We start from the raw sequence: 14,811 nt of genomic DNA, 5'->3' as shown, positions 1-14,811 counted from the left end.
AAAAAGGCGGTGCGTGGAGCGTGCCGGAAATTCCAAAGGAGAGGCGTTGCGAGGCCTCTTTTAGGCGTCGAAATGCCCGTCGGCCTGCGGGTGGGATTCCACCCGCTCGCAGATTCTCCCGGTCTCGGCAGTCATCAGTCGGGCCGCCTCGGGATCGTCGGCGAAGGGCAGCAACGCGGCTTGCTCTTCATCGTGACCCGACAGGCGCAACAGGCTAAGAGCTGCGCAGTACATCAGCATGCCAGTCAGAAAAATCAGCGACCACATGGGCTTAGCTCACTGCGGCGACGAGCGACGAGCGACGACGGGGCGCGTTCGCTGGTGCGGACGGTTTTCCAGGTATTCCAGGCCATCAGCAGCATACCTGAGGCGAAGATCCCGCCGCCGCCGAGGCGGACCAGGTAGCCGAAATGGCTGGCTTCCAACGCTTCAACGAACGAATAGGTGAGGGTACCGTCTTGGTTGACTGCGCGCCACATCAGGCCCTGCGTGATGCCGTTGACCCACATGGAGGCGATGTACAACACGGTGCCGATGGTGGCCAGCCAGAAGTGGGTATTGATCGATGCCACGCTGTGCATGTGTTCACGGCCCCAGAGGCGGGGGATCATGTGATACAGCGTGCCGATGCTAATCATCGCCACCCAGCCGAGGGCGCCGGCGTGTACGTGGCCGATGGTCCAGTCGGTGTAGTGGGACAGGGCGTTGACGGTCTTGATGGCCATCATCGGACCTTCGAAGGTCGACATGCCGTAGAACGCCAGGGACACGACCAGGAAACGCAGGATCGGGTCGGTGCGCAGCTTATGCCAGGCGCCCGACAGGGTCATCATACCGTTGATCATGCCGCCCCAGCTGGGCGCCAGCAGGATGATCGACATCACCATGCCCAGGGACTGCGCCCAGTCCGGGAGCGCGGTGTAGTGCAGATGGTGCGGGCCGGCCCAGATGTACAGCGAGATGATCGCCCAGAAGTGCACGATGGACAGGCGGTAGGAATAGATCGGGCGCTCGGCCTGCTTGGGCACGAAGTAGTACATCATGCCCAGAAAGCCGACCGAGAGAATGAAGCCAACCACGCTGTGGCCATACCACCACTGGATCATCGCATCGGTGGCGCCAGAGTACAGCGGATAGGACTTAAGCGCAGTCACCGGAATAAGCACATGGTTGACGATGTGCACCATCGCGGTCACCACGATGAAGGCGCCATAAAACCAATTGCCGACATAGATGTGCTTGACCCGGCGTCGGGCAATGGTGGCAAAGAATAAATAGGCGTAGGCGAGCCAGACCACCGTGACCAACAAGGCGATAGGCCACTCCATTTCCGCGTATTCCTTGGAGGTGGTGTAACCCAATGGATAAGTAACCAGCATGGCCAGAATGGCTGCTTGCCAGCCCCAGAATACCAACCGGGCCAGACTGTCCGATACCAATCGTACGTTGCTGGTGCGCTGCACCACATAGAACGAGGTGGCGAACAGCGCACTGCCGCCAAAGGCGAAGATCACCAGATTGGTATGAATGGGGCGCAGGCGACCGAAACTGGTCCACGACAGGTCGAAGTTGAGTTGCGGCCATACCAGCTGGGCGGCGATGAATACGCCCATGCCCATGCCGACGATGCCCCAGATCAGAGTCATCAGAGTGAACTGGCGGACCACCGTATAGTTGTAGGTGTCCGCTGAATCAAGTGGAGTCTCTTTGAACATGGGAAAATACCAGATGCACGCAAGGGGGGGATGCAAGGTTCGCCGCTCGCTCCCGGTCCGTGGATCTCCTCTACGGGGGACCTCGGTGGATCGTAAGCGTCAATGCACTCGTCGAGAGTGTCTGTTTGGCGGGGTGGTAAGTCTGAGCTTCCCGGAGTGCCGCAACAAACTAATAATAATGAGCGATTGGTTCATTATTTTTGATACAAACGCTTTAATGTCCTGTTCGTGCCTTCTATCGCGGGAAGGCCTGGCAGGGTCGATGCAATAAATCTGAACTGAAGCAGCAGTAAATTTCATTGTTACCTGTGCCTGGCTGACGGTTAGGATGACTGCCTGCCCACTCATGAAGCCTGAGCGATATGAGCCATCCTGCCTTGCACACTGCCCTGATTGATCTATTGGGCTGTGACGTGCCTGTCTTGTGCGCTGGAATGGGCGGCGTGGCTCGTCATCAACTGGCGGCCGCCGTCAGTAACGCCGGCGGCTTCGGTTGTCTGGGTATGGTGCGCGAGCCAGTCGCCCGAATCCGCGCAGAAGTGGCTGCCTATCGCCAGCTCAGCGAACGGCCTTTTGCAGTCAACTTGATTCCCGCCGCGACACCGGCCGAGCTGCTGCGCGCCCAGGTGCACGCCTGCCTGGAGCTGAAGGTGCCGGCCGTCGTGCTGTTCTGGGATGTGGACAGTGCCTTGATTCGCCTCCTCAAGGCCGAGGGTGTTCTGGTCATGCAGCAGATTGCCGCTCGGGCCCATGCCGAACAGGCCTTGGAGGCTGGCGTGGATGCGCTGATCGCGCAGGGCAGTGAGGCCGGCGGGCATGTTTGGGGCACGACGGGCAGCTTGGCGTTGCTGGCTGAAATCGTTAGCTTCAGCTCGGTTCCCGTTGTGGCCTGTGGCGGGATCGCCAGTGGCGAGGCGCTGGTGGCCGCCTTGGCGCTGGGTGCCCAGGGAGTGTGCTGCGGTTCGGCGTTCCTGGCTACCCATGAGGCCAATGCCCACGACTACCACAAGCAGCAGCTGGTGAAGGCGGGCGCTGGGGATACCGTGCTCAGCGAGCGTTTCTTTCGCAATTGGCCAATGACCGCCCCGGTGCGGGTACTGCCCAACGCGGTAACCCGTGGCGAATACGATGTCTTGTACGCCAAGCGGGAAACGCCTGTGATCGGTGAGCAGGACGGCCGGCCGGTCCACCTGTTCTCCACCGATTCACCCTTGAAGGGTGCCCAAGGAAAATTGGCTGATATGCCGATTTATGCTGGCCAATCCTGTGGGCAGATTCACCAGATCTGCAGCGCCGCCGAGCGACTGGAGCAACTGGTTCATCAGGCTGAATGTGTACTGGGGCGTTTTGACCAGTTCTGACACAAGGAGCAGGTTATGCAGACGCAAACGCTGGGAATTGAGCGTGACACGTTGATCGAGGCACTCAATGAATTGCTGAGCGCGGAGCGGGCCGGTGCGCAGGTCGCCGCCGCCAGCCTCAAGGAAGCCACTAAAGACCGACAGCGCAGCGTGCTGCAGCAGGTGCATCGCGGTGAGGCCGACAGCTGCAGGCGGTTGCGCGGTTGTGTGCTGCTGCTGGGCGCCGAGCCGAGCCGTGAACGGGGTGCTTTCTATGAGAAATGCATGGCGATTGCCGATCTGAGCGAACGCCTGGCCCTGGTAGATCGCGGGCAGAAATGGGTTATTCGCAAAGTGGAGGCGTTGCTGGTGGAGATTACCCATCCGCAGATTCGTCAGGAGTTGCAAGCCGTGCTGGATACGCATGAAATAAATAGCGACGACTATGCGGCCCAGCTCGAGCAACTGCGGTAACCACTCCTGTAGGTTGCACATTCTGAACGTAAAAAGGCGCCCTGCAAGGCGCCTTTTTACGTTCATGGCGTGGTGGGCTTACTTGCCCTGCCAGCGCTTGAGTACCAGCGTGGCATTGGTACCGCCAAAGCCGAAGCTGTTGCTCATGATGGTGTCGATCTTGGCATTTTCGACGGTCTTGCGCTGGATCGGCAGGTCGGCGACTTCCGGGTCCAGTTCGTCGATGTTGGCCGAGCCGGCGATGAAGTTACCTTCCATCATCAACATGCAGTAGATGGCTTCCTGCACACCGGCTGCCCCCAGCGAGTGACCCGACAGGCTCTTGGTGGAGCTGATGGCCGGTGCCTTGTCGCCAAACACTTCACGCACCGCGCGGCCTTCGGCGCTGTCGCCAACCGGGGTCGAAGTGCCATGGGTGTTCAGGTAGTCGATTGGTGTGTCGACAGTGGCGAGTGCCTGCTGCATGCAGCGCACCGCGCCTTCGCCGCTCGGGGCAACCATGTCGTAGCCATCGGAGGTGGCGCCGTAGCCGACGATCTCGGCGTAGATCTTGGCGCCGCGTGCCAGAGCGTGCTCGAGCTCCTCGACCACCACCATGCCGCCGCCGCCGGCGATGACGAAACCGTCACGCTTGGCGTCATAGGCGCGGGAGGCCTTTTCCGGCGTCTCGTTGTACTGGGTGGACAGTGCACCCATGGCGTCGAACAGGAAGCTCTGGCTCCAGTGCTCTTCTTCACCGCCGCCGGCAAAGACGATGTCCTGCTTGCCCAGCTGGATTTGTTCCACGGCGTTACCGATGCAGTGGGCACTGGTGGCGCAGGCAGAGGAGATCGAGTAGTTCACGCCTTTGATCTTGAAGGGCGTGGCCAGGCAGGCGGAAACGGTGCTGCCCATGGTGCGCGGTACACGGTATGGGCCGACGCGCTTGACGCCTTTCTCGCGCAGGATGTCCATGGCTTCCATCTGGTTGAAGGTGGATGCGCCGCCGGAGCCGGCGATCAGGCCGGTACGCGTATTCGATACCAGCTCTTCGCTCAGACCGGCATCTGCAATGGCCTGTTGCATGGACAGATAGGCATAGGCCGCCGCGTCGCCCATGAACCGGTAGACCTTGCGGTCGATCAGCTCTTCCAGGTTCAGGTCCACCGAGCCGGAAACCTGGCTGCGCAAGCCCATTTCGGCATAGGACGGGTTGAAACGGATGCCCGGACGGCTTTCGCGCAGGCTGGCGGAAACAGAGGCTTTGTCAGTGCCCAGGCAGGAAACGATGCCCAGACCGGTAATCACGACGCGACGCATGCGGATACCCTTCAAAAATTGTCAGTGGAGGTGAACAGACCGACGCGCAGGCCTTCGGCACTGTAGATTTCGCGGCCATCCACGCTGACAGTACCATCGGCGATGGCGAGGATCAGCGAGCGATTGATGGTGCGCTTGATGTGCAGGTTGTAGGTAACTTTCTTGGCGGTAGGCAGTACTTGGCCGAAGAATTTCACTTCGCCCGAGCCCAGCGCACGGCCTCGCCCAGGGTTGCCCTGCCAGCCGAGGAAAAATCCGACCAGTTGCCACATGGCATCCAGGCCCAGGCAGCCTGGCATGACCGGGTCGCCTTCAAAATGGCAACCGAAGAACCACAGGTCTGGATGAATATCGAGCTCGGCAACGATTTCACCCTTGCCGTACTTGCCGCCGTTCTCGGTAATGTGAGTGATCCGGTCGATCATCAGCATGTTCGGAGCGGGCAGTTGAGCATTACCCGGGCCAAACAGCTCACCGCGGCTGCAAAGCAGCAACTCTTCCCGAGTGAATGCGTTCTGTTGTGTCATGCGTGCTCCTCAAAAAAATCCCCTGGCACTTAGTCTGTGCTGGGTCAAGCGTTCTGCCGGCGCAGTCCCTTGGGCGGCTTAGCCTTAGAGACATCCAGCTTGGGATGAAAGTCACAGCGAACAGAGTACAGTTGTTCACTTTAACTGTGCACAAGCTTGTTTGTATTTGGCTTACTTTAGCATTCCTCGCTAACGGCTTTGGTTGGGCAAGGAAGCCAGTGCAGCAGTATTTTATGCAAATCGGTCCGTTTGAAGGGTTTGGCCAGATAATCGTTCATCCCCGCAGCCAGGCAGCGCTCCCGGTCTTCATGCTGGGCGCTGGCAGTCAGGGCGATAATTGGTGTGGCGAAATGTTCTCTCAACTGACGTATGCGTCGGGTTGTTGTATAGCCGTCCAGGTCGGGTAGCTGGCAGTCCATCAGGATGACCGCAAAGCGGCCATGCTCGGCCAAGTGCAGGGCCTGCAAGCCATCGCCTGCCATTGTCACCTGATAACCGAGGCTACGCAGCATGGCCTCGATGACGGTCTGATTGACCGGGTTGTCTTCCACCAGCAGTACGGATTGGCCATGCCCCAGTGGCTCCAGGGTGCTGGGCGGGGGTGTCGGCTGCGCTGATTGCGCAAATGCCAACTCCAGTTCAAGGATGAAGGTAGAGCCCTGTTCCGGCTGACTCTGAGCATATAGCCGGCCTGCCATTCCCTCTGCCAACGTGCGTGCAATGGACAGTCCCAACCCGGTCCCGCCATACCGACGGGAGATCGAATTGTCCGCTTGTTGGAATGGATCGAACATGTTTTCCAGGCGTTCACTGGAAATGCCGATACCTGTGTCATGCACCGCGCAACGAAGGTACAACTGTTGCTCGTTTAGCGCATGCCAGCGAACGTCCACTTGTACGCCGCCACTCTCGGTGAACTTCAACGCATTACCCAGCAGATTGACCAGAATTTGCCGAATGCGCGTTGGGTCTCCGTAGACTTCCAGGCCTTGCAAGCTCGGTTGCGCGGTGAGCGCCAAGCTCAGCTGTTGTTTGTAGGCGGAGTGCCGGAAGGCTTGTAGCGTGTCTTGAAGCAACTCTTCCAGCTTGAAAGGAATGGATTCAAAGTGCAGAGCGCCGCGCTCGAGGCGTGAAAAGTCGAGGATATCGTTGATCACTCTGAGCAGATGTTCGGTGGACTGGTTGGCCAGCGCTGTGTATTCAGCCTGTTCACAGTTCATGTCAGTGGTTTCCAGCAGCTGCAACATGCCCAGCACGCCATTCATCGGGGTTCGCAGTTCGTGGCTCATCATGGCCAGAAATTCTGACTTGGTGCGGTTGGCTGCTTCAGCCTCCTCTCGCGCCTCGACCAGCTCACCAATGATCTGCCGCTGATCTTGGCTGGCCTGATCAAGGGCTGAAGCCAACTGGTTTATGTGCCGACTCAGGTCGCCGAGTTCCCGCTGGCGAGGCTCAGCCAAGGGCGTCGCATAGTCGCCTTTCTCGATGGCTTGTAGCGCACGGCCCATTGCACTGATCGGTTTGGACAGGCTGCTTGCCAAGCGCCGTGCCAGCCATAGCGTGCAGGCCAGCGCGAATATGGCCAAGAGGCCGGCGCGCAGGAGCAAGTGTTGCTGGCGTTGGGAAACGGCATCGGTGGTCATGTAGACGTTCACCCAGCCCACTTGATCGTCGCTGGTGGATGCCTTGGCAGCAGGCTGGAACAGAAAGGGGTCGTGCAAGAGGATTTTTTGTCGGCGGATTGGCGCCCGAAAAAACAGCTGACGATCCACCGCCTCGGTGGGGGGCGTGCCCGCATGAGCCAGCAGTCTATCCTGGCGATTGAACACTTCCACATAGCGCACATGAGGCGTACTCAGAGTGGCCCTGAGAAGGCCGTCGAGTACCGCCACGTTGCCGGTGATGACGCCATATTCTACTGCCGGGGCCAACTGGTTAGCGATCAGTTGGCCAGTGTCATTAAGCTCAATGCGCAGCTCATGCAGCCGGGTAAAGGTGAAATACAACGTCAGCACCACGCCCAATAACAGGGCCGGGACCAAGCTGACCAATAAAGTATGGGTGTGAATATTGCTGTGATACCAACCCTTTCCCCAGCTTCTCATGGGGTGATCTCCAAGTGTTGCAGGCGGTTGACCAGAGCGTGTTTATCGCCGAGCGAAATGCCGAGCGACCGGCCAACTTGCAGGTTGCGCATAATCTGGAAGGATTCGGGATAAATGCTGGCGGGCCAGCTTAGCGGATCGCGATCAAGCAACTGATTGATGCTTTTCAGCCAGTCTTCCTGATTGCTGTAAGTGCTGGCCAGGCTTCCTGCGCGGATAAAAGCGGCGGTTGGGCCAATCAGGGGAATGCGCCGGCCATAACTGCTCAGGAGCAGGGTCTTGATGGTAGAGGAATTGTACAGTTGGGCGTCATCCAGGCCGAACAGCACATCGCTGTGATCGAGCACCCGGTGCAACGGACGTGTGTCGTTGCTGTTGGGCCAGAACTGGGCATTGATCTGGAGTCCATGATCCGATGCGGCCTGGCGAAGCTCATTGACCAAAAAGCCACTGTCATTGCCATAGAGCACGCCGATTCGCTGGCCGTGGGGCAGCGCTTCACGAATCAGGTTCAATTGGCGAGCAAGCGGTGGATCGCTCCAGAGCAGAATGATGCCAGGCGGTTCGCGCTTGTCGAGAATCTTGCGTGCCTGTACTCGGCTGACTTGCAGCACGATGGTGGGAGGGCCTTGAACGGAGCGTTGCCTCCAGTCGAGTAATTGCGGACCGATAAGAATCAGACGGCTATCGTGATTCATTTGCGCGCTGGAAGGCAGTTCGTGGGTGGCGATAAAGCGCACCCGGTCCTGGGGCCTGGCTACGGTCAGGCTGTCGATGAACGCCTGCATGGCCGGGCCGTTGCTATAGGCCGCAACCGTTATATCGAGCGCTCTGGCCGTTGCTAGCCAGAGCATCAGCCCCAGAAGCAGGCATAGATTGACTTGTTTCTTCCCTGAAAATGTTGGCATGTCGGCTAGATTTCCAATCCCGCTGACAGCCAGAAGACATGTCGCTGCCTGTAATTGGTGTTTCTTCCTCCGAGGTGGTTGTCGTCGAGGCGTTGCTGCCAGGTACCGCTTAGCGTCGTCTGGGTCGAACCGACCTGCAGGCGCTTGGCAACATGTAAATCGACTCGCTCGAAACGCAGGGTATTGAGGCTGTTGGCTCCCAGGTAAGTCAGGCCGCTGTTCCAGCCCCGGCTCCAGTCACGCAGCCAGCTCAAAGAACCGCTGTGTCGCGGGGTCAGCTCGCTATCGTAGTGATGGGTAGCCTCGAATTCGATATAGGCGTAGCTCAGCCGGAGGCGGTCACGTAAACCGAGTCGCCAGTCGCCTTCAGCTTCCCAGCCCTTGAAGCTCAGACGGTCGTCATTGCCAGGGCTGAAATTGCCAATTTCAGGCCAGTGGGTGATCAGGTCAGTGATGTCTTCGTTAAACAGGCGCAAATCAAGGTGCAGGCCCAAGCTGGAAAAGTGGCCGTTGTAACCCAGTTCCCGAGAAATGATCCGTTCTTGCGCCAAGCCGCCAGAAACTTTGCTGCGCGCCGGGTAATACATCGCTGTCTGGCCCATGATGGCTGGAGTGAGGTCGCGTATGTAGAACTGCCAATCGGCCGCTTCCTCAAACATGTCCGGCGAGCGTACCGCCTCGGAGTAAACCACACGAAGGCCATGGCCTGGATAGAACAAGTAGTTGAGAGCCAGGCGCGGCGATAGCGAGTCGCCGATCATGCTGTCATCTTCGTACATGGCGCCGCCCTGCAGTAGCCAGTGACGATTCATGTACCACTCGAACTGGCCGAATAATCTGACAATGTCCTTGCTGCGTGAGCCGTTGAAAAATGTTTCCGAGTCAACTGCGTCGTGACGATAGCCTGCACCGCTGATAATACGCAGGTTGTCCGATAGGCTGAGAATGTCTTGGATTTCCAGGTCGTAGCGGGTTTCCCGGCTGTTCTTGTTAATTAAGCCGCAGGAATATGCAGGGGCAGACAGGCCCGTTTCGAAGCAGGCACGCCATTCCTGAAGGCGTTCCCAATGTTGCGCCGCGCCAAGTACAGACAGGCTGTGATGGGGAGACAAGTCGAGATTCCAGCGTAGGCTGGCGGCGTAGTCGCGGGCTTGGATTTCAGTTCGTGGTGCCTGCGCGGCAACTATGGCTGCGTCCTCATGGGTTGCGTGATTTTTGAAAAGAGCATCGCCCGTGATGAGTTCATAGTTGGGCTCTTGATTAATACCGTCCTTCAACGCCAGTTGCCAGTCAAAGGAATGTTGGCTATTCAGCTCATGATTGGCACGTAGATTAAAGCGCGACAGGCGCTGACTATCGGGAAAGTCATTGCCACGACGATCCAAGTCGAAGCGATCATGATCGAATCCCGAGAGTGAGACGCGCATGGCGCCGTTTTCCCAGCCGAAACCCTGCCGGGCGTACCAGTCTTCGATGCCCCGCTTACCGGTGGTGTAGGACAGCCGGCTACCCTGACTGTCGCTCGGTTTCTGAGTAATGATATTAATCACGCCCAGCAGAGCGTTGGCTCCATAGCTGACCGTGTTGGGGCCACGAAACACCTCGATGCGCTCGATATCTTCCAGCGCCACGGGAATGTCCACCCAGTCGACCTGCGCCAGCGCCGGGCGATACACCGAGCGACCATCCACCAGAACTTGCAGGCGCCGCGCGCCCGCGCCCAGGCCTCCGTGGTAGTTAACATTAGTGGCACTGCCTTCCGGAATAACAAGCATCCCCGGCACCAGACGCAGCAGTTCGGTCAGCTCCCGCGCGCCGCTGGCCTGGATCAACTGTCGATCGATTACGCTGATACTGCCCGGCACCGCCGCGGGGGCCTGATGCAGGCGCGTGGCGGTGAGAACCTCGGGAAGCGGCGGGTTATCGAGAAACAATTCATAGGCGCCAGCCAGACTGCTTGCTGACAGGCCGAACACAAGGGAAGCGAGGCGCAATGCGTGGTTGGGCAAGGGGAGAGCTCAGGCCAAAAAAACAGGCGGGCATGTTAACCGAGTCCGATGGTTTTTTCCGGTAGGCCAGTGGCTGGTCGTGGCAGGTTGTCACCGTATAATGCCCGGTATTGCCACCCGGTGGCTGGAGATGGAAACGAATGACAGTACAACAACCCATAGCAGTGATCGGCGGCGGCAGCTTTGGAACGGCCATAGCCAATCTGCTGGCGGAAAACGGCCAGGCTGTGCATCTGTGGATGCGCGATCCTGAGCAGGCCGAGGCGATTCGTAGCAACCGCGAGAACCCGCGTTATCTGAAAGGGGTAAGGATCCTCGACGGCGTTCAACCGACCAGTGATCTGCCAGCCACGCTCGCCGCCTGCGAGCTGGTATTTGTGGCGCTGCCGTCCAGTGCCTTGCGCCAGGCCCTGCAGCCGGTTTGCGAAGCGTTGACCGGGAAAATGCTGGTGAGTACCACCAAGGGCATCGAGGCGCAGAGCTTCAAGCTGATGAGCCAGATCCTTGAGGAAATCGCCCCGGATGCGCGCATCGGCGTGCTATCGGGCCCGAATCTGGCGCGCGAAGTGGCCGAGCATGCGCTGACTGCTTCGGTGATTGCCAGCGAAGACGAGGCACTGTGCCGTAAGGTGCAGGAAACCCTGCACGGGCGGACGTTTCGCGTCTACGCCAGCCGAGACCGCTTCGGTGTCGAGCTGGGTGGCGCATTGAAAAACGTCTACGCGATCATGTCCGGCATGGCTGCGGCCCTGGGTATGGGTGAAAACACCAAAAGCATGCTGATCACCCGCGCCTTGGCGGAGATGACCCGCTTCGCCGTGAACCTGGGCGCTAACCCGATGACCTTCCTGGGCCTGGCCGGCGTGGGTGACCTGATTGTCACCTGCTCCTCGCCCAAGAGCCGCAATTATCAAGTGGGCCATGCGCTAGGCGAAGGCTTGAGCCTGGAAAACGCGGTTGGGCGTATCGGCGAAGTGGCCGAGGGGGTAAATACCATAAAGGTCCTCAAGGCCAAGGCCGATGAGTTGCAGGTCTATATGCCGCTGGTGACCGGCCTGCATGCCATTTTGTTCGAGGGACGTACACTGGAACAGGTCATCGAGGCTCTGATGAGTGGTGAACCCAAAACGGATGTGGATTTCATTTCAGCCAGCGGTTTTTAGCCGGCCGTAGAAGCTCGGCGGGTAGTTCACACAAAGTGCCTGCCGGAGCGTGCAATGTGCTGACAGTCATCTATTAGGAGTTTTTTCCATGCAAGACCCCAAAGCCGAACTGCAGCGCGAAGCGCTGCTGCTGCGCATCCTCTGGATGGTGTTTTTCATGATTGTCTGGCAGCTGGCTGAACTGCTGCTACTCGGCGTGGTGCTGGTCCAGTTGGGTTTCAGGCTGGTAAAGGGCGCGCCCAAGCGCAGCGTCATGGATTTTGGCGACAGCCTGAGCCAGTACCTGGCGCAAATTGGCCGCTTCGGGACCTTCCACAGCGAGATCAAGCCGTGGCCCTTTGCCGACTGGCCTGCTCCCCGTGAACCGCAGTGCGAAACCGAGCCAGCCGTGACTCCTGCTCCTGCACAGGCTGCCGAGGCGCAGCCCAAGCCATGAAGCTGTGGTTGATGCGCCATGGCCAGGCGGTACAACAGGCGCCGCGCGATGCGTTGCGTGTACTGACGCAGCATGGATGCAAGGAGGCTCTCGACAGTGCCGGTCAGCTGTTGGGTCGACCCTTGCAGGCCATATTGGTCAGCCCTTTTGTGCGCGCCCGACAAACAGCGGATAGGGTCTGCCAGGCGCTGGATTATCGCGGCATCATTGAAATCCATGACTGGCTGACGCCCGACAGCGACGTCAGGCATGCGCTGGATAGGTTGGCCGAACGCCAAGAAGACGAACTTCTGCTGGTCAGCCATCAGCCGTTGGTGGGCGGGTTGGCCGGCCTTCTGATGCATGGGCATCGCCAAGCGCCACTGCCCATGCAAACGGGAAGTCTGGCTGGGTTGGAAGGAGAAATGATACTGGCCGGAGGGCTGATTCTGAGCCATCTGCATCACCCTCACTGCTGATTGACGGCAGCAACCTTGTTGCGTGCCGCTTGCACAAACGCCTCCTGCGTGGAATATTCGACCAAGCAAGTGCTTGGTTGCTTTATAAAAATAAAAAAGGAGGAATCCTCGTGGCTATGGTGCAACGATTGCCGCTCGACGCGTTTTTTCAGCGTGAAACCACTCATCCCCATAAACGCTACATGGTCCAGCCGCAAGTCGGAGGGCAGATCGAAGAATTGAGCTGGGCCCAGGTCGGGAATCAGGCTCGACGTGCCGCAGCCTGGTTGCGCGCCCAGGAGCTGGAACCGGGCAGTCGCATCGCAATCATCTCGAAAAACTGCGCACACTGGATTATTGCCGACCTGGCGATCTGGATGGCGGGGCATGTGTCGGTGCCGTTGTACCCCAACCTCACGGCCGAATCGGTCCGTCAGATACTTGAGCATTCGGAAAGCGTGCTGGCTTTTATCGGCAAGCTGGATGATTGGCCAGCCATGTCCGGCGGCGTTCCGGAAGGTGTGCCCACGGTAGGTCTGCCGTTGCGCCCAGCGGGTCGTTTCGACAGCCTGTGGAGCGATCTGCAAGCATTTGAGCCTATCAGCGACAACCCGCAGCCAGCGGCCGACCAGTTAGCCACGATCATCTATACCTCCGGCACCACCGGCATGCCCAAAGGGGTGATGCACACCTTCGCCAACTTCGGCTACACCGGCAGCCAGGCCGTGGAACTATTCGATGTAGGCGCCGATGACCGGGTGTTGTCCTATCTGCCGCTGTGCCATGTGGCCGAACGCATGTTCGTACAAATGGTATCGATCTACGCGGGGCAATCGATTTTCTTTGCCGAAAGCCTGGACACCTTCGTTCACGATATTCGCCGCGCTCGGCCCACGGTATTCTTCGGTGTTCCCCGTATCTGGGGCAAATTCCAGATGGGTGTGTTCAGCAAGATGCCGCCCAAGAAACTTGATCGCCTGCTGAAGATCCCGTTCCTGGGACGGGTGATGGCGCGCAAGGTGCTGGCCGGCTTGGGCCTTGATGCGGTGCGCTATGCCATGTCCGGCGGGGCGCCGGTGCCGGATGCGCTGGTGGACTGGTATCAGCGATTGGGCCTGGAAATACTCGAAGTCTATGGCATGACCGAAAACTGCGGTTATTCCCACGTGGGTCGGCCGGGGAGCCGTAAATCCGGCTGGATCGGCCAGAGCAATCCCGGTGTGGACGTACGCATCAGTGAACAGGGTGAAGTTCAGGTGCGCAGCGGCTCCGTCACCCAAGGTTATTACAAGCAACCGCAACTGACCGCAGAAACCATCACCGAGGATGGCTTCCTATGCACCGGCGACAAGGGCGAACAGGACGGCGACGGTTACCTGCGCCTGACCGGACGAATCAAGGAAATTTTCAAGACCAGCAAGGGCAAGTACGTTGCGCCGGCGCCCATCGAGAATCGCCTGGCGGCACATTCGGAGATCGAACAGGTGTGCGTGGTGGGTGATGGCCTGCCGCAGCCGATCGCGTTGTGCGTATTGTCCGAGGCCGGGCGCAAAGAGCTGCGAGAGTCGTTGCAGGGCAGCTTGGTGGAGTTGCTGGAAAGGATCAATGACAGCCTCGATAAGCACGAGAGATTGCGTGCGCTTATTGTGATCGATGACGTATGGGCGGTGGAGAACGGCTTTCTTACTCCCACCCTGAAAATCAAGCGGGCCGTAATTGAAGGCGTCTACGGGCCACGTTTCCACGAATGGATGGAGTACGGCACGCTGGTTCATTGGCATGATGAAATCTGATAAGTCGCACACACAGGAGCGTTCCCATGGCGATTTGGCGTCAAACCCCCAATCCTGAGCAACTCACTGCGGCGTTGGAAAACACCATAGGTGAAGTGCTGGATATCCGTTTCGAGGCGTTCGATGACGAGACCCTCACCGCCAGCATGGCGGTGGATAAGCGCACCCATCAACCTTATGGCCTGCTGCATGGCGGCGCCTCGGTCGTGCTGGCGGAAACGGTAGGCTCGATGGCCAGTTACCTGTGTATCGATCCCGAGCGCTTTTACTGCGTCGGCCTGGAGGTGAATGCCAATCACCTGCGCGGCCTGCGCAGCGGTCGGGTGACGGCCGTGGCGCGGGCGGTGCATCTGGGCCGTACGACCCATGTGTGGGATATCCGTCTGAGCGGCGAGGACCGCAAAGCCAGCTGTATTTCACGGCTGACTGTTGCTGTTGTCCCCCATGGAGAAGCGCCGCCAAAGACATGATGTGGAAGGGGGATTTGGCCGAAGGTGCACATGTAACCCGGTGGTTGACGCTGGATTGGCAGCCAGTGATGGCCTTGCCGGCGCATTTTGGCCATAGAGCCCTGCTGATGGGCGCTTATGGTCGTTGTTGCGTCG

The 14,811-nt window shown here is 59.0% G+C and carries 14 protein-coding genes; 7 read left to right on the top strand and 7 right to left on the bottom strand.

The features are described from left to right. Window positions 1–60: 60 nt before the first annotated feature. Together H9642_RS09985 and ccoN are read right to left on the bottom strand one after the other, a co-directional pair. Entirely contained in the window at window positions 61–267 is a 207-nt protein-coding gene (locus H9642_RS09985; RefSeq protein ID WP_251836293.1) for a hypothetical protein, read from the bottom strand. Beyond that, window positions 255–1,715 carry a cytochrome-c oxidase, cbb3-type subunit I gene (gene ccoN / locus H9642_RS09980; protein WP_251836292.1) on the bottom strand — a complete coding sequence of 487 codons (1,461 nt, stop codon included), beginning with the start codon at window positions 1,713–1,715 and terminating at the stop codon, window positions 255–257. The genes H9642_RS09985 and ccoN overlap by 13 nt, the downstream gene beginning before the upstream one ends. A 362-nt stretch (window positions 1,716–2,077) precedes the next feature. On the opposite strand from ccoN, the gene H9642_RS09975 reads away from it, so the two are divergent. Next, on the top strand, window positions 2,078–3,076 hold the full coding sequence (locus H9642_RS09975; RefSeq protein WP_251836291.1) for an NAD(P)H-dependent flavin oxidoreductase: 999 nt from the start codon (window positions 2,078–2,080) through the stop codon (window positions 3,074–3,076). Window positions 3,077–3,091: 15 nt separating this feature from the next. Continuing rightward, window positions 3,092–3,529: a DUF6306 domain-containing protein gene (locus tag H9642_RS09970; RefSeq protein WP_251836290.1), complete on the top strand. Its 438-nt coding sequence runs from the start codon at window positions 3,092–3,094 to the stop codon at window positions 3,527–3,529. A 78-nt stretch (window positions 3,530–3,607) separates the two neighbouring features. On the opposite strand, the gene fabB is transcribed toward H9642_RS09970, so the two are convergent. From fabB to H9642_RS09945, 5 genes are all read right to left on the bottom strand, one after another. Then, the gene (gene fabB, locus H9642_RS09965) at window positions 3,608–4,828 is read right to left on the bottom strand and encodes a beta-ketoacyl-ACP synthase I (RefSeq protein ID WP_251836289.1); all 1,221 of its coding nucleotides are present in this window, start codon (window positions 4,826–4,828) and stop codon (window positions 3,608–3,610) included. An 11-nt stretch (window positions 4,829–4,839) separates the two neighbouring features. Then, a complete protein-coding gene (gene fabA / locus H9642_RS09960; RefSeq protein ID WP_251836288.1) occupies window positions 4,840–5,355 on the bottom strand; it encodes a 3-hydroxyacyl-[acyl-carrier-protein] dehydratase FabA in 516 nt (171 codons plus the stop codon). A gap of 176 nt (window positions 5,356–5,531) precedes the next feature. Beyond that, window positions 5,532–7,460: a response regulator gene (locus H9642_RS09955; protein WP_251836287.1), complete on the bottom strand. Its 1,929-nt coding sequence runs from the start codon at window positions 7,458–7,460 to the stop codon at window positions 5,532–5,534. Continuing rightward, entirely contained in the window at window positions 7,457–8,368 is a 912-nt protein-coding gene (locus H9642_RS09950; protein WP_251836286.1) for an ABC transporter substrate binding protein, read from the bottom strand. Before H9642_RS09950 ends, H9642_RS09955 begins: the two co-directional genes overlap by 4 nt. Before the next feature lie 5 nt (window positions 8,369–8,373). Continuing rightward, window positions 8,374–10,377 carry a TonB-dependent receptor plug domain-containing protein gene (locus H9642_RS09945; RefSeq protein ID WP_251836285.1) on the bottom strand — a complete coding sequence of 668 codons (2,004 nt, stop codon included), beginning with the start codon at window positions 10,375–10,377 and terminating at the stop codon, window positions 8,374–8,376. 140 nt (window positions 10,378–10,517) lie between these two features. On the opposite strand from H9642_RS09945, the gene H9642_RS09940 reads away from it, so the two are divergent. From H9642_RS09940 to H9642_RS09920, 5 genes are all read left to right on the top strand, one after another. Continuing rightward, window positions 10,518–11,540 carry an NAD(P)H-dependent glycerol-3-phosphate dehydrogenase gene (locus tag H9642_RS09940; RefSeq protein WP_251836284.1) on the top strand — a complete coding sequence of 341 codons (1,023 nt, stop codon included), beginning with the start codon at window positions 10,518–10,520 and terminating at the stop codon, window positions 11,538–11,540. Between the two features lie 88 nt (window positions 11,541–11,628). Beyond that, window positions 11,629–11,976, top strand: coding sequence for a DUF4389 domain-containing protein (locus H9642_RS09935; RefSeq protein WP_251836283.1), 348 nt, complete (start codon window positions 11,629–11,631; stop codon window positions 11,974–11,976). Beyond that, complete coding sequence (gene sixA, locus H9642_RS09930) at window positions 11,973–12,434, top strand: phosphohistidine phosphatase SixA (RefSeq protein WP_251836282.1); 462 nt, start codon at window positions 11,973–11,975, stop codon at window positions 12,432–12,434. Before H9642_RS09935 ends, sixA begins: the two co-directional genes overlap by 4 nt. 110 nt (window positions 12,435–12,544) lie before the next feature. Then, on the top strand, window positions 12,545–14,206 hold the full coding sequence (locus tag H9642_RS09925) for an AMP-binding protein (protein ID WP_433962691.1): 1,662 nt from the start codon (window positions 12,545–12,547) through the stop codon (window positions 14,204–14,206). Window positions 14,207–14,232: 26 nt separating this feature from the next. Then, window positions 14,233–14,676, top strand: a complete 444-nt coding sequence (locus H9642_RS09920; protein WP_251836281.1) for a hotdog fold thioesterase — start codon at window positions 14,233–14,235, stop codon at window positions 14,674–14,676. Window positions 14,677–14,811 lie beyond the last annotated feature (135 nt).

This window comes from Serpens gallinarum, from assembly GCF_014836765.1.
GTDB lineage: Bacteria > Pseudomonadota > Gammaproteobacteria > Pseudomonadales > Pseudomonadaceae > Serpens > Serpens gallinarum.
Note: the sequence above shows the minus strand (reverse complement) of the source record. Positions and strands in the feature narration are given on the sequence as shown.

What these genes read in the sequence shown, in the direction of transcription:
- H9642_RS09985 (WP_251836293.1), bottom strand. Translation starts at nt 267, where the DNA reads ATGTGGTCGCTGATTTTTCTGACTGGCATGCTGATGTACTGCGCAGCT.
- ccoN (WP_251836292.1), bottom strand. Translation starts at nt 1,715, where the DNA reads ATGTTCAAAGAGACTCCACTTGATTCAGCGGACACCTACAACTATACG.
- H9642_RS09975 (WP_251836291.1), top strand. Translation starts at nt 2,078, where the DNA reads ATGAGCCATCCTGCCTTGCACACTGCCCTGATTGATCTATTGGGCTGT.
- H9642_RS09970 (WP_251836290.1), top strand. Translation starts at nt 3,092, where the DNA reads ATGCAGACGCAAACGCTGGGAATTGAGCGTGACACGTTGATCGAGGCA.
- fabB (WP_251836289.1), bottom strand. Translation starts at nt 4,828, where the DNA reads ATGCGTCGCGTCGTGATTACCGGTCTGGGCATCGTTTCCTGCCTGGGC.
- fabA (WP_251836288.1), bottom strand. Translation starts at nt 5,355, where the DNA reads ATGACACAACAGAACGCATTCACTCGGGAAGAGTTGCTGCTTTGCAGC.
- H9642_RS09955 (WP_251836287.1), bottom strand. Translation starts at nt 7,460, where the DNA reads ATGAGAAGCTGGGGAAAGGGTTGGTATCACAGCAATATTCACACCCAT.
- H9642_RS09950 (WP_251836286.1), bottom strand. Translation starts at nt 8,368, where the DNA reads ATGCCAACATTTTCAGGGAAGAAACAAGTCAATCTATGCCTGCTTCTG.
- H9642_RS09940 (WP_251836284.1), top strand. Translation starts at nt 10,518, where the DNA reads ATGACAGTACAACAACCCATAGCAGTGATCGGCGGCGGCAGCTTTGGA.
- H9642_RS09935 (WP_251836283.1), top strand. Translation starts at nt 11,629, where the DNA reads ATGCAAGACCCCAAAGCCGAACTGCAGCGCGAAGCGCTGCTGCTGCGC.
- sixA (WP_251836282.1), top strand. Translation starts at nt 11,973, where the DNA reads ATGAAGCTGTGGTTGATGCGCCATGGCCAGGCGGTACAACAGGCGCCG.
- H9642_RS09920 (WP_251836281.1), top strand. Translation starts at nt 14,233, where the DNA reads ATGGCGATTTGGCGTCAAACCCCCAATCCTGAGCAACTCACTGCGGCG.